The organism is Aminobacter sp. 01T433, from assembly GCF_056398585.1.
In genome coordinates this window covers 47391-60160 of record NZ_JBFTPR010000020.1, presented here as the reverse complement: position 1 = coordinate 60160, position 12770 = coordinate 47391, and the positions used below count along the sequence as shown (strand labels likewise).

General features: G+C 62.6%; 11 protein-coding genes. 5 read left to right on the top strand and 6 right to left on the bottom strand.

The annotated features are described in order from the left end of the window. The first annotated feature begins 117 nt into the window (after positions 1 to 117). From AC1DLV_RS25785 to AC1DLV_RS25775, 3 genes are all read left to right on the top strand, one after another. Complete coding sequence (locus tag AC1DLV_RS25785) at positions 118 to 2199, top strand: acetate--CoA ligase family protein (protein WP_476802889.1); 2082 nt, start codon at positions 118 to 120, stop codon at positions 2197 to 2199. 8 nt (positions 2200 to 2207) lie between these two features. Next, on the top strand, positions 2208 to 2990 hold the full coding sequence (locus AC1DLV_RS25780; protein ID WP_476802888.1) for a carnitinyl-CoA dehydratase: 783 nt from the start codon (positions 2208 to 2210) through the stop codon (positions 2988 to 2990). A 223-nt stretch (positions 2991 to 3213) separates the two neighbouring features. Next, on the top strand, positions 3214 to 4155 hold the full coding sequence (locus AC1DLV_RS25775; protein ID WP_476802887.1) for an alpha/beta hydrolase: 942 nt from the start codon (positions 3214 to 3216) through the stop codon (positions 4153 to 4155). Between the two features lie 146 nt (positions 4156 to 4301). Here the strand turns inward: AC1DLV_RS25775 and AC1DLV_RS25770 are convergent, their stop codons facing one another. The 5 genes from AC1DLV_RS25770 to AC1DLV_RS25750 all read right to left on the bottom strand — a co-directional run bounded on the left by AC1DLV_RS25770 (position 4302) and on the right by AC1DLV_RS25750 (position 11501). Continuing rightward, positions 4302 to 5960 (bottom strand): ABC transporter ATP-binding protein, encoded by a 1659-nt coding sequence (locus tag AC1DLV_RS25770; protein WP_476802886.1) that lies wholly within the window; start codon positions 5958 to 5960, stop codon positions 4302 to 4304. Beyond that, positions 5953 to 6783, bottom strand: coding sequence for an ABC transporter permease (locus AC1DLV_RS25765; RefSeq protein ID WP_476802885.1), 831 nt, complete (start codon positions 6781 to 6783; stop codon positions 5953 to 5955). The genes AC1DLV_RS25770 and AC1DLV_RS25765 overlap by 8 nt, the downstream gene beginning before the upstream one ends. Positions 6784 to 6793: 10 nt before the next feature. Then, the gene (locus AC1DLV_RS25760) at positions 6794 to 7753 is read right to left on the bottom strand and encodes an ABC transporter permease (RefSeq protein ID WP_476802884.1); all 960 of its coding nucleotides are present in this window, start codon (positions 7751 to 7753) and stop codon (positions 6794 to 6796) included. 16 nt (positions 7754 to 7769) lie between these two features. Next, complete coding sequence (locus tag AC1DLV_RS25755) at positions 7770 to 9353, bottom strand: ABC transporter substrate-binding protein (protein ID WP_476836283.1); 1584 nt, start codon at positions 9351 to 9353, stop codon at positions 7770 to 7772. Between the two features lie 141 nt (positions 9354 to 9494). Further along, complete coding sequence (locus AC1DLV_RS25750; protein WP_476802882.1) at positions 9495 to 11501, bottom strand: CocE/NonD family hydrolase; 2007 nt, start codon at positions 11499 to 11501, stop codon at positions 9495 to 9497. A 151-nt stretch (positions 11502 to 11652) separates the two neighbouring features. Between AC1DLV_RS25750 and AC1DLV_RS25745 the strand changes: the two genes are divergently transcribed. After that, complete coding sequence (locus AC1DLV_RS25745; RefSeq protein ID WP_476802881.1) at positions 11653 to 11901, top strand: type II toxin-antitoxin system Phd/YefM family antitoxin; 249 nt, start codon at positions 11653 to 11655, stop codon at positions 11899 to 11901. Further along, positions 11891 to 12172, top strand: a complete 282-nt coding sequence (locus AC1DLV_RS25740) for a type II toxin-antitoxin system RelE family toxin (RefSeq protein ID WP_476802880.1) — start codon at positions 11891 to 11893, stop codon at positions 12170 to 12172. Before AC1DLV_RS25745 ends, AC1DLV_RS25740 begins: the two co-directional genes overlap by 11 nt. A gap of 4 nt (positions 12173 to 12176) precedes the next feature. On the opposite strand, the gene AC1DLV_RS25735 is transcribed toward AC1DLV_RS25740, so the two are convergent. Further along, positions 12177 to 12770, bottom strand: coding sequence for a nucleoside deaminase (locus AC1DLV_RS25735; RefSeq protein WP_476802879.1), 594 nt, complete (start codon positions 12768 to 12770; stop codon positions 12177 to 12179).

Genomic DNA, 12770 nt, shown 5'->3' with positions numbered 1-12770 from the left:
ATCAGCAGCTTTGGCGGCTGCGTCTATCTTGCAGCGTCGGCGATTGGCGTAAGCGGTTGCGACAGCCGATCTCCCCCCTTGAGGGGGAGATGTCCGGCAGGACAGAGGGGGGCGATCATGCATAGACTCGAACGCCTCCTCCGCCCCAAATCCATTGCCGTCTTCGGCGGCTCCCAGGCTGCCGCAGTCGTCAAGCAGTGCCTCAAGATGGGCTATGCCGGCGACATCTGGCCGGTGCATCCGACCAAGGACGAAGTCGCTGGCATCAAGACCTTCCGCTCGGTTGCCGACCTTCCCGCTGCCCCCGATGCCGCCTTCGTCGGCGTCAACCGCTTCCTGACGATTGAAGTCATCAAGGCGCTCGCGGATCGCGGCGCCGGCGGGGCGATCTGTTTTGCCTCGGGCTTCCTCGAAGCCGGAAAAGACGATGCTGACGGCGAGCGGCTGCAGGCGGAACTGGTGGCCGCTGCAGGGACGATGCCGGTGATCGGCCCCAACTGCTACGGCCTGATCAACTATGCCGACGGTGCGCTTTTGTGGCCCGACCAGCATGGTGGACAGCGTCTGGCGCCTGGCGCGCGGGGTGCCGCGATCATCACCCAGTCTTCCAACATCGCCTGCAACTTGACCATGCAGAAGCGCGGCCTGCCGGTTGCCTTTCTGATGACAGCGGGCAACCAGGCGCAGACGGGCCTCTCAGAGATGGCGCTCGGCCTGATCGAGGACGAACGCGTTTCCTGCCTCGGGCTGCACATCGAGGGTTTTGACAAGGTTGCCGGCTTCGAGCGGCTTGCGGCGCGGGCGCGTGAGCTGAACAAGCCGATTGTCGCCATGAAGGTCGGCCGCTCCGAACAGGCGCGGGCAGCGACCATCTCGCACACCGCCTCACTGGCCGGATCGGACGCCGCCTCGGCCGCCTTCCTCAAGCGGCTCGGCATCGCCCGCGTTGACACCATCCCGTCGTTCCTTGAAACGCTGAAGCTTTTGCACGCGTTCGGCCCTCTGTCGGGTCGCACGCTTTCGTCGATGAGCTGTTCGGGCGGCGAGGCGTCGGTCATGGCCGATAGCGTCGAGGGCCGGCGGCTGAGCTTCCCGGCACTGACGCCGGCGCATTATGCCAGGGTGAAGTCGACACTTGGTGCCTTCGTCGCGGTCGCCAACCCGCTCGACTATCACACCTTCATCTGGAACGACGAACCGGCGATGACGGCGACCTTCACGGCGATGGTAGCTGGTGGCTTCGACCTCAACATGCTGGTGCTGGATTTTCCGCGCAACGACCGCTGCTCGGATGCCGACTGGTGGCCGACGGTCAGGGCGTTCGAAGCGGCGCTGAAGGCCAATTCCGCGCGCGGCGCAGTGGTGGCGTCCATGTCGGAAAACCTGACCGAAGAGCACGCCGCCGACCTGTTTGCGCGCGGCATCGTGCCGTTGCAGGGCATATCAGAGGCGATGGACGCGGCGGAGGCGGCGGCGTTTGCTGGTGAGGCGTGGGCGAGGCCGCTTGCCGCATTGGTTTGCGCATATGCACCGCCCGGTAGGCCAGAGGGGGGAGCTTCGCGCGCAACCCTTGATGAAGCAGAAGCCAAGGCTCTGCTTGGCAAAGCTGGTTTGGCTGTTCCCCAAGGCTGCCGCGCATCGACAATCGCGCAAGCCATCGAGGCCGCCGACGCCATGGGCTATCCCGTCGCTCTCAAGGCGCTTGGCGTCGCCCACAAGAGCGAGATGGGCGCGGTCAGGCTCAACCTGAAGAACGCGGAAGAGGTGGGCGCGGCGGCCGCTGCTCTCCTGCCGCTCGGCAGCGGCCTCTATGTCGAGAAGATGGTCACAGGCGGTGTTGCCGAACTGATCGTTGGTGTCGTTCGCGATCCGTTGTTCGGGCCTGTCATGACCATCGGCACGGGCGGCGTTCTGGTTGAACTGCTGAAGGACAGCGCAACACTGCTTTTGCCGGCGTCTGCTTCCGAGATCGAGACAGCGCTACGCGGCCTGAAAATGTTTCCGCTGCTCGATGGCTATCGTGGCAGGCCCAGGGCCGATCTGGATGCGGCAATCCAGGCGATTGTCGGCATCGCCGCATTCGTCACAGCCAATGCTGACGTCATCAAGGAACTCGACATCAATCCGTTGATCGTCTGCGGCGGAGGGCAGGGCGCCTGGGTCGCCGATGCCTTGCTTGTTACATGCGAAGCTTCGTAGGAGGATAAATGTCTGACGTCGTCAAAACCCGCCGCGAGGGCGTTATCCTCGAAGTCACGCTCGACCGGCCCAAGGCCAATGCCATCGACCTCAAGACCTCGCGGGAAATGGGCGAAGCCTTCAAGGCATTCCGCGACGATCCCGAGCTGCGCGTCGCCATCGTCAAAACCGCCGGTGACAAGTTTTTCTCGGCTGGCTGGGACCTCAAGGCTGCTGCCAATGGCGATGCGGTCGACGGCGACTATGGCGTCGGCGGTTTTGCGGGTCTGCAGGAACTGCGCGACCTCAACAAGCCGGTGATCGCCTGCGTCAACGGCATGGCCGTCGGCGGCGGCTTCGAACTGGCGCTGTCTTGCGACCTGATCTACGCCTCCGATCATTCGACTTTCGCTTTGCCTGAGATCAAGGCCGGCACCCTGGCAGATGCTGCGACCATCAAGCTGCCCAAGCGCATTCCTTACCATGTCGCCATGGACCTTTTGCTGACTGGCCGCTGGATGGACGTCGCCGAGGCGCATCGCTGGGGGCTGGTCAACGAGGTGCTGCCTGCCGACAAGCTCGAGGACCGTGTCTGGGAGATCGCGCGGCTGCTTGGCGGTGGCCCGCCATTGGTGTTCGCGGCGATCAAGGAAGTGGCGCGCGCCGCCGAAGTGATGGGTTTCCAGGAAACGATGAACCGCATCACCAAGCGCCAGTTCCGCACGGTGGACGAACTTTATGCCTCGGACGACAACCTTGAAGGCTTTCGCGCGTTTGCCGAGAAGCGCGACCCGGTGTGGAAGGGGAAGTGAATAGGCTTAGCGGCATGGCAGAGTTTTTGCACGCCCCCCTCTGGCCTACCGGCCATCTCCCCCTCAAGGGGGGAGATCACCCGTCGTCCCGACTTTCGCCAATGACCAATGGTGCCAGACTGGCGCCGCCGGCGACGCGACTGATCTCCCCCCTTGAGGGGGAGATGGCCGACAGGCCAGAGGGGGGTGAGGCGGAGCGCCAGCCTTTCCCGGGCGCGCTCCAATGACCGACTACACAAAACTCATCGATGCCGAGACCTGGGCGTTCATCGAGCGGACCAATTCATATTATCCGCCCGACACGATCGACTACACCATCGCCCAGCAGCGCGAGATCTACGATCGGATGTGCCGCGAGTTCTTCGCCGGCTACCCCGAGGGTGTCGTGGCCGAGACGACTGCCGTTGCCACGCCGACGCACGACATTCCCATCCGCATCTATCGCCTCGTGGCCAAGAAGCCGACGGCTGTAGTGGTCTATCTGCATGGCGGCGGCTTCATCCTTGGGGGGCTCGACAGTCATGACGATGTCTGTGCCGAGTTGTGCGGTAGGACGGGTTTTGAAGTGGTTTCGGTCGACTATCGATTGGCGCCGGAGCATCGCCATCCCGCAGCCTTCGACGATGCCATGAAGGCGTTCGAATGGACGACCGCCGTCTACGACCTGCCGGTCGTTCTTGCCGGCGATAGTGCCGGTGGCAATCTGGCCGCCGCCGTCAGCCACGCCACGCGCGGCCATGTGCGAAAGCCCGCCGGCCAGGTGCTGATCTATCCTGGCCTCGGCGGCGACCAGTCGCGCGGCTCCTACGTCAAACATGCCGAAGCGCCGATGCTGACGGTGCGCGACCTTCATTTCTACCGGGATATCCGCACTGGCGGCGAAGACCGCACCGGCGACATCACCATGTCGCCGCTCGCCGATGGCGACTTCGCCAATCTGCCGCCGACGGTGATTGTATCTGCCGAATGCGACCCGCTGTCGTCGGACGGCGAGGCCTATGGCGAGCGTGTCGTCGCGGCTGAAGGCAAGGCCTTCTGGTATGAGGAGCCGGGGCTGGTGCACGGCTATCTCCGCGCCCGCCACACAGTCGCCCGCGCCAGTCAAAGCTTCACAAGGATCGTCGACGCGGTGGGGGTACTAGGGCGAGGGGAATGGGTGTGGTGATTGGCTTCCTTCTCCCCGTTTAGGGGGAGAAGGTGCCGGCAGGCGGATGAGGGGCGGTACCTACCTCTCCAAATGTAGAGCTGCCCCTCACCCGGCCGCTTCGCGGCCACCCTCTCCCCGTAAACGGGGCGAGGGAAGGGGCTCCTTCAATTCCCCGCGCTCTCCATCCGTCGGCTCTTGATCGCTTTTTCCAGCCAGCCGATTTCCATTTCCGGCACCGACGACAACAGCAGGTCGGTGTAGGCGTCGAACGGGGGCTTCAGTACTTCCGATTTCGGCCCGTAGCGCACGACCTCGCCGCGATACATCACCGCGATGGAATCGGCGATCGACTTCACCGTTGCCAGATCATGGGTGATGAAGAGGTAGGCGACGCCTTCCTCCGCCTGCAGGTCGAGCAAGAGCTTGAGGATGCCGTTGGCGACCAGCGGGTCGAGCGCGCTCGTTACCTCGTCGCAGATGATCAGCCTGGGCTTGGCCGCGAGCGCACGGGCGATGCAGACGCGCTGTTTCTGCCCGCCTGAAAGCTCGGCTGGATAGCGGTCGGCAAAGCCGCGCCCCATTTCGATCTTGTCGAGCAGTTCGGCGACGCGCTTGTCGCGCTCGGAACCGCCCATGCCGAAGTAAAACTCCAGCGGGCGCCCTATGATGGTGCCGACGGTCTGGCGCGGGTTCATGGCGACGTCGGCCATCTGGTAGATCATTTGCAGCTCGCGCAGGTCGTCGCGGCTCCGGTCGGCGAGGCGATTGGAAAGCGTGCGGCCGGCGAAGGTGATGCTGCCTTGTTCGGGCGGCAAAAGGCCGGTGATGGCGCGCGCCAGCGTCGACTTGCCCGAGCCGGATTCGCCGACCACCGCCAGCGTCTGGCCGGGCAGGATGTCGACGGAGACGTTTTTCAGCACCTTGATCTTGCCGCCGCCATAGGCCGCCGTGATGTTCCTGACCGATAGGAAGGGGACAGCGCCCGGCTTCTTTTCCTGGTGTTCGATCTCGTGCACCGACACCAGCGCGCTGGTGTATTCCTGGCGTGGTTCCTTGATGATCTGGCGCGTGCCGCCCCATTCGACCAGCTTGCCGTGCCTCAGCACCATGATCTCGTCGGAGACCTGGGCAACCACGGCGAGGTCGTGGCTGATGTAGAGGGCGGCGACGCCGGTGTCGCGGATAGCGTCCTTGATCGCTGCCAGCACATCGATCTGGGTGGTCACGTCGAGCGCTGTCGTTGGTTCGTCGAAGACGATCAGATCGGGCTCTGAGCATAGGGCCATTGCCGTCATGACGCGCTGGAGCTGGCCACCCGAGACCTGATGGGGAAAACGTCTGCCGATGTTTTCAGGGTCGGGAAGGCTGAGCTTCTTGAACAGGGCCACCGCGCGCTTTTCCGCTTCGGCTCTGGTCGCCACGCCGTGCAGGATCGAAGCTTCCACCACCTGGTCCATCAGCCGATGCGCGGGGTTGAAGGCAGCTGCCGCGGATTGCGCGACGTAGCAGACCTCGCGCCCACGTAGGGCGCGGATGCCTTGGGTGTCGCCCTTGCGGATGTCGCGGCCGTTGAGGATGATCTCGCCGCCTGTGATCTTCACGCCGCCACGGCCATAGGCCATGGCCGACAGGCCGATGGTCGATTTGCCGGCACCGGATTCACCGATCAGGCCAAGCACTTTGCCTTTCTTCAGCGAAAGCGAAACGTCATGCACCAGCGTGATGGTGCGGGGTGCCTCGCCTGGTGGATAGACCTTGGCCTCGATCCTGAGGTTGCGGATGTCGAGCAAGGTCTCGGAGCCGTTCGCAGGTGACTTAGCCATTGCCGCGCCCTCCTTTGAGATCGGTGGTACGGTTGAGCACCCAGTCGGCGACGAGGTTGACCGAGATGGCAAGGGCTGCGATCGCCGCCGCCGGGATCAAAGCCGCCGGAATTCCAAAGACGATGCCGTCCTTGTTTTCCTTGACCATGCCGCCCCAGTCGGCGTCTGGCGGCTGCACGCCAAGGCCGAGGAAGGACAAGGCAGACAAAAACAGCACGGCATAGATGAAGCGCAGGCCGAGTTCCGACACCAGGGGCGACAGCGCATTGGGCAGGATCTCGCGGAAGATGATCCAGCCCTTGCCTTCGCCGCGCAGCTTGGCTGCCTCGACGAAGTCCATGACGTTGATGTCGACGGCGACGGCGCGCGACAGCCGGTAGACGCGGGTCGAGTCGAGGATGCCCATGACCAGGATCAGGGTCACAAGCGTCGAGGGCAGTACCGACAAGACGACGAGCGCGAAGATCAGCGTTGGGATCGCCATCAACAGATCGACGAAGCGTGACATTCCCGTGTCGAACCAGCCACCGACGACAGCAGCGGTGAAGCCCAGGATCGCGCCGAGCGAAAAGGACAAGGCTGTCGCCATCACGGCGATGAAGATCGTCGTGCGGGCGCCATAGATCATGCGCGACAGCAGATCGCGGCCGAGATTGTCGGTGCCGAGCAGGAATTTGCTCGACATTGGCGCCCAGACGTCGCCGACGATTTCGCCAAGGCCGTAGGGCGCAATCAAAGGCGCGAAGATCGCAGCGATCAGGAAAAGCGTCGTCAGGATCAAGCCGATCCAGGCGGCGATGGGGATGCGTTTCAGATCAAGCATGGCGCGCCCCTCATTTCGGATGCCTGAGGCGCGGATTGGCGATGATAGCGGCAATGTCGGCGATGATGTTGAGACCGATATAGACCGCAGCGAAGATCAGCCCCACCGCCTGCACCACCGGCACGTCGCGCTTGGCGACATGGTCGACAAGATATTGCCCCATGCCGGGATAGACAAAGATCACCTCGATGACGACGACGCCGACGATGAGGAAGGCGAGGTTGAGCATCACTACGTTGATGATCGGCGCAATCGCATTGGGGAAAGCGTGCTTGCGGATGATGTTGAAGGGCGAAAGACCCTTGAGTTCGGCTGTCTCGATATAGGCCGACTGCATGACGTTGAGGATCGCCGCGCGCGTCATGCGCATCATGTGGGCGAGCACGACAAGCGTCAGTGCCGTTGCCGGCAAGGCGATCGCCTTCATGCGATCGAGAAACGGCATGCCATCATAGACGGTGGAAATGCCGGGAAATATTTGCCACTTCACAGCGAAGAAGTAGACGAGCAGATAGCCGACGAAAAACTCGGGCAGGGACGTCGAGGCAAGTGCCAGGCCGGAGATGGTCTTGTCGATCCAGCCATTGCGGTAGCGCACGGCAAGCAGGCCGAGGATGATGGCCAGCGGAATGGAAACAACCGCGGCCCAGAATGCGAGGAACAGCGTGTTCCAGAGGCGTCCGCCGATTGCGTGTGCGATGTCTTGCCGGCTCGAAAGGGCGGTGCCGAGATCGCCGGTCAAAATGCCGCCGAGCCACCTGAAATACCTGACATAGGCCGGGTCGTTGAGGCCAAGTTCCTGGCGCAAATTGGCGAGCGCCTGCGGCGTCGCCGACTGGCCGAGGATGGATTGGGCGACGTCGCCGGGCAGGATTTGCGTGCCGGCGAAAATCAGGACCGATACGGCCAGAAGCAGGAGCAGGCCCAGCGCAATGCGCTGGGCTATCAGTTTCAAGATTGGATTGGACATGCGGACAACGCCGTTGTCACGCGTTGAGCCAGCACTTGGACAGCGCGTAGCCGCCCATCATCTCCTGGTTGCCGTCGGGGACCCAGCCACCGACCTTGGCGCTGGTGGCGTCGATGAAGTCGTTGAACATAGGGGTGATGACACCGCCTTCGTCGCGCACGATCTGGCCCATGTCGGCGTAGATCTTCTTGCGCTTGTCGTTGTCCAGTTCGGAGCGCGCCGCAAACAGCATCTTGTCGAAATCGTCGCGGAAGAAGCGCGTGTCGTTCCAGTCGGCCTTGGAATAATAGGCGGTCGAATACATCTGGTCCTGGGTCGGTCGGCCGCCCCAGTAGGATGCCGAGAAGGGCTGCTTGTTCCACACTTCCGACCAGTAGCCGTCGCCGGGCTCGCGCTTGACCTCGAGCGTAATGCCAGCCTTTGCGGCACTTTGCTGGTAAAGCTGGGCGGCGTCGACAGCACCCGGGAAGGCGACGTCGGAGGTGCGCAGCAGCACTGAGCCAGAGTGGCCCGACTTCTTGTAGTGGAACGCTGCCTTGTCGGGATCGTATTTGCGCTGCTCCATCTCGGTGAACAGCGGATAGGCCTTGTTGATCGGCGTATCGTTGCCGACCGAGCCGTAGCCCATCAGGATCTTCTGCAACATCTCCTCGCGGTCGAGCGCGTATTTCAGCGCGAGCCTCAGATCGTTGTTGTCGAAGGGGGCGGTGTTGCAATGAGCGATGAAGACGTAATGGCCGCGGCCGGCAACATTACGGATGACGACGCCGGGCACGCGCTTGATCAGTTCGACGATTTTGGGCTCGACGCGATTGATGATATCGACCTGTCCGCCCTGCAGCGCTGACGTGCGCGCGGTCGCGTCATTGATGACGATGATTTCGATCTGGTCGGCGAAGCCGCGATCGTCGCGCCAATAATTGGCGAACTTTTCGCCGCCGAGGCGCACGCCGGCTTCGTTGACGGTGATCTTGTAAGGCCCGGTGCCGATGCCCGCGTCCGGCTTGTCCTTGCCGCCATTGGGCTGGATCATCAGGTGATAGTCGTCGAGCAGGAAGGGCAGGTCGGCGTTGGCATCCTTCAGCGTGAACACGACGTTCTGGCCATCGGCCTTGACCGAGGCGATGCCGCCCATCAGGCCAAGCGCGCCGGATTTTGCTTTCTCGTCGGAATGGCGCTCCATGGTCGCCACGACGTCGGCCGGGGTCATTTCCTTGCCGTTGTGGAACTGTACGCCCTTGCGGATCTTGAAGGTCCAGACCTTGGCGTCGTCGGATGCGCCCCATTCTTCCGCCAGTGCCGGTTTCGGCACGCCGTCAGGCGAAATCTGCACCAGCTGCTCGGCCCACTGGCGGCCGAAGAAATAGGGCACCTGGCTCGACCATGATGCCGGGTCGAGGCTGTCGGTGGCAGCGCCACCTTGCATGCCGGCGCGCAGAATGCCCCCTTTGACGGGGCCTTCGGCCTTGGCGGCACTCGCCAGCAACGAGTTTGCAAAGGTTGCCGCGACACCCAGGGCGGCGGCGCGTCCTAGGAAATCGCGGCGGCTCAACTTGCCCGCAGCGACTCTACGGCTCAGGAATTCCAGTTCATTGGACATTGGAAGGCTCCTCACTCTGGCGGTCGTTATTGTTCGACTTCTGTCAGCAATATTGACCGTAACGTAAGGGAATGGGCAAGGCCGAATGCGACATCAAGTGGCGCAATCGGCATGTCGCATCTGGGCCAATGGCCCGGCACTTCAGATGTGGTGGCGCGGAATGATTTCGTCGAAATCGCGCTGGAAAATCAGTTTCTCGCCCTCATAGGCTTCGATCCGGCCGGTCAGGTGGAAATTTTGCCCATCCGAGCGCATCGCGGTGAAGGCTTCGGTCCTGATCGCCCAGTCGTTTCTGGACAAAGTCTGTGTCCAGTGGGTTTCGCCATAGGCCGACAGTGGGTTCTTCGGATCGATGCTCCAGAGCTCGCGGGCGATCTCGCCAATGACCAGGGCGTGGTCCATGTCGCGGATTTCGCCGAAATCGTCGACGATGTGCAGGCTGACCGAGCCGGTCGCCTCATCGCGCGCGACGGTGCGACTGTTCGAGCTCTCGCGCAGTGTTTCGATCTGCCACGGCGTTGCTCCTTCCGGCTCGGCGAAGCTCCATTCGTCGCCGCTGCCCGACGGGCGCACCGGCAGGTCGATTGAGCCTTCATGCAGGGTGAGTGTCACCTCTTCCGGTGATGGCCAGACCAGCGGCCAATAGGTCGACGACACGGCCACACGCAGCTTGTTGCCCTTGGCCACGCGGTAAGCGATGTCGTCGAGCTTGAGGACAATCTCCATCGTCTCGCCGGGTACAAGGTCCTCGGGGAATTCATGACCGTTGCGATGGCAGAGGTTGAGCACACCATAGGTGACGCGAGTCGACGCACCGTCCTGCTGAACGTCGCACAGGCGCACCGCTACCATGCCATGCCGGCGGTTTGCCGAAAGCTTGAGCCGGATGATGGGGCCGCCAACGATATCGAGCGGGGTGTCGAGCGAGGTGCTGTCGAAGCAGGCCGATTTTTCATCGTCGACGCGCTGGTCGCCTGGCAATTCAGGCCCGAGCCAAATCGCGCAATATTCGCCGCCCGCCATGCCGCAATCCTGCGACGAGTTGATCTCGACGGGTTCTCCGAGACCAGCGGCTTCGGCCAATCGGCCGTTCGTGCCGAACGCAAGGTGCTTGCTGGCAATGTTGGCGGAGGGCCATTGCTGCTCGGCGATCCAGCGACCCTGGCGTTCGAGATACCAGTCGCGCGGCGGTTCGGAATCCATGACGTAAAGCCGCATCGCCGGGTCGTTTTCGACGCCGGTTTCAATACCTTTCAGCCAGCGGTCCCACCAGCGCAGGGCTTCCTGGAGAAAGCCGATGGCCGGTTTCGGCACGGCGAAATGCGGGTATTTGTGGACCCACGGCCCGACGATACCCTTGACCGGGGACTGGACGCCTTGGACCAGCCTCGACACCGTATTCTTGTAAGCGTCGCCCCAGCCGCCGACTGCCAGCACGGCTGCCTTGATCGCTGGAAAATCCTCGTTGACCGAGCCGCGTTTCCAATAGGCATCGCGCGTCTGGTGCTTGAGCCAGAGCGCAGGCAGGAACGGCTCATTTTCGAGACGGTCAAGCCACATGTCGCGCCATTTGTCGCCAACGAGCGCCGGGTCCGGCGGCCGCGACGAATAAGACAGCATGGTTGCACCCCAGCCCATATTCTCGTTGAGCAGAAGGCCGCCCTTGTAGTGGATGTCGTCGGCGTAGCGGTCGTCGGTCGAGCACAGCGTGATCACCGCCTTCAGTGCCGGCGGCTGCTTGGCCGCCACCTGCAGGCCGTTGAAGCCGCCCCAGGAAATACCCATCATGCCTGCCTTGCCATTGCACCATGGCTGGGCCGCTGCCCAGGCGATCACGTCGCAGGCGTCCTGCCACTCCTGCTCGGAATATTCATCGTCCATCAGCCCCTCGGAATCGCCATTGCCGCGCATGTCGACACGAATGCAGGCGTAGCCGTGGCCGGCGAAATAGGGATGGGTGAGGTTGTCGCGCGCCGTGGTACCGTCGCGCTTGCGGTAGGGCAGATGCTCGATGATGACCGGCACCGGGTCCTGGTCGGCATCGGCAGGCATCCACACCCGCGCCGACAGGCGGCAGCCATCGGGCATGACGATGCCCATGTCGGGAAACTCGACGATGTCGCGCGGAAACTCGGTGATTGTTTTCATGGAGGCAGTCCAATGCTTTGTGGCGCCATTTGTGCACGCCGATATCATCGCTGGCTAGCATGGAAACGCCATTGGCAGCCGCTATGCACGGCAACTTGAAAAGACCTGTTAAAGGTACTATTTGTGGCACCAATAACACGATGAGGTCGCCATGCCACATTCTGTCCTTGCAGAAGTCACAGCCAGTGTTTCGGAACTGAAGAAGAACCCTATGGGCACCGTCGCGGCTGGCGAGGGGTTTCCTGTCGCGATCCTCAACCGCAACGAGCCAGCCTTTTATTGCGTGCCGGCCAAGGCATTCGAAGCCATGATGGAACGGCTCGAAGACATCGAACTCAATGCCATCGCCGATGCGCGCAAGGGCGAGAAGCGCATCCGGGTCGACCTGGATGAGCTATGAGGTCGAATTCCTCGAATCGGCTTTGAAGGAATGGAAACGGCTCGACGCCAACACGCGCGAGCAGTTTCGCAAGAAACTGAAGGAGCGCTGCGAAAACCCTCGCGTTCCCTCAGCCAAGCTGCACGGCGCGAAGGATCGCTACAAGATCAAGCTCAAAAGTGCCGGATACAGGCTCGTCTACGAGGTTGAAGACGCGCGCGTGGTTGTGCTCGTTGTCGCCATAGGCCGGCGCGACCGCATGGAGGTCTACGCCGCGGCCACCAAGCGCTGACGCGTCAATTCAGCGGAATGTCGTTGTCGCTTTTGCTGGCCTGGTAGGCGCCTGACATCTCGTCATAGCGCGCCGAGATTTTTGCGATGCGATCTTCCAGCCGCTTGCGGTCGGGCTCGGGCAGTTCGCGTACGAGCCTGCGCAGCGAATAGCTTTTCCAATAGGCGTTTTCGGCGTTGTAGCCGCCCGGCTCGAGCGTGAAGACCTCTTTGAGGATCTTGAGGTCGTGCGGGATGGCGAAACTGTCGCGCGAATCCTCGTGGCTGAACAGATAGTAGAAATTGTCGAAGCCGGCCCAGGTGATGGCCGACAGGCACAGCGAGCAGGGCTCGTGCGTCGACAGGAAGATCAGATCCTTCGTGTCCGCGCGGCTGGCCTTGGGCATCTCGTAGAAGCGCTTCAGGCAGTGCATCTCGCCGTGCCAGAGCGGGTTTTCGATCTCGTTGTTGGTTTCGGCCAGCACCAGCGAGCGGTCGCCCTTGTTGAGCAGTGCCGCGCCAAACAGCTTGTTGCCCTTCGCCACGCCTTGCGCCGTCTTGGGCGCGATGTCGTCTTCGATGACGTCGAACAGGCGTTCGATCAGGGAAAGCTCGGCCAT

Bases quoted from the DNA above. Each gene is read 5' to 3' on its own strand.
- AC1DLV_RS25785 (WP_476802889.1), top strand. From the start codon at position 118: ATGCATAGACTCGAACGCCTCCTCCGCCCCAAATCCATTGCCGTCTTC.
- AC1DLV_RS25780 (WP_476802888.1), top strand. From the start codon at position 2,208: ATGTCTGACGTCGTCAAAACCCGCCGCGAGGGCGTTATCCTCGAAGTC.
- AC1DLV_RS25775 (WP_476802887.1), top strand. From the start codon at position 3,214: ATGACCGACTACACAAAACTCATCGATGCCGAGACCTGGGCGTTCATC.
- AC1DLV_RS25770 (WP_476802886.1), bottom strand. From the start codon at position 5,960: ATGGCTAAGTCACCTGCGAACGGCTCCGAGACCTTGCTCGACATCCGC.
- AC1DLV_RS25765 (WP_476802885.1), bottom strand. From the start codon at position 6,783: ATGCTTGATCTGAAACGCATCCCCATCGCCGCCTGGATCGGCTTGATC.
- AC1DLV_RS25760 (WP_476802884.1), bottom strand. From the start codon at position 7,753: ATGTCCAATCCAATCTTGAAACTGATAGCCCAGCGCATTGCGCTGGGC.
- AC1DLV_RS25755 (WP_476836283.1), bottom strand. From the start codon at position 9,353: ATGTCCAATGAACTGGAATTCCTGAGCCGTAGAGTCGCTGCGGGCAAG.
- AC1DLV_RS25750 (WP_476802882.1), bottom strand. From the start codon at position 11,501: ATGAAAACAATCACCGAGTTTCCGCGCGACATCGTCGAGTTTCCCGAC.
- AC1DLV_RS25745 (WP_476802881.1), top strand. From the start codon at position 11,653: ATGCCACATTCTGTCCTTGCAGAAGTCACAGCCAGTGTTTCGGAACTG.
- AC1DLV_RS25740 (WP_476802880.1), top strand. From the start codon at position 11,891: ATGAGCTATGAGGTCGAATTCCTCGAATCGGCTTTGAAGGAATGGAAA.
- AC1DLV_RS25735 (WP_476802879.1), bottom strand. From the start codon at position 12,770: ATGGCCGAGCTTTCCCTGATCGAACGCCTGTTCGACGTCATCGAAGAC.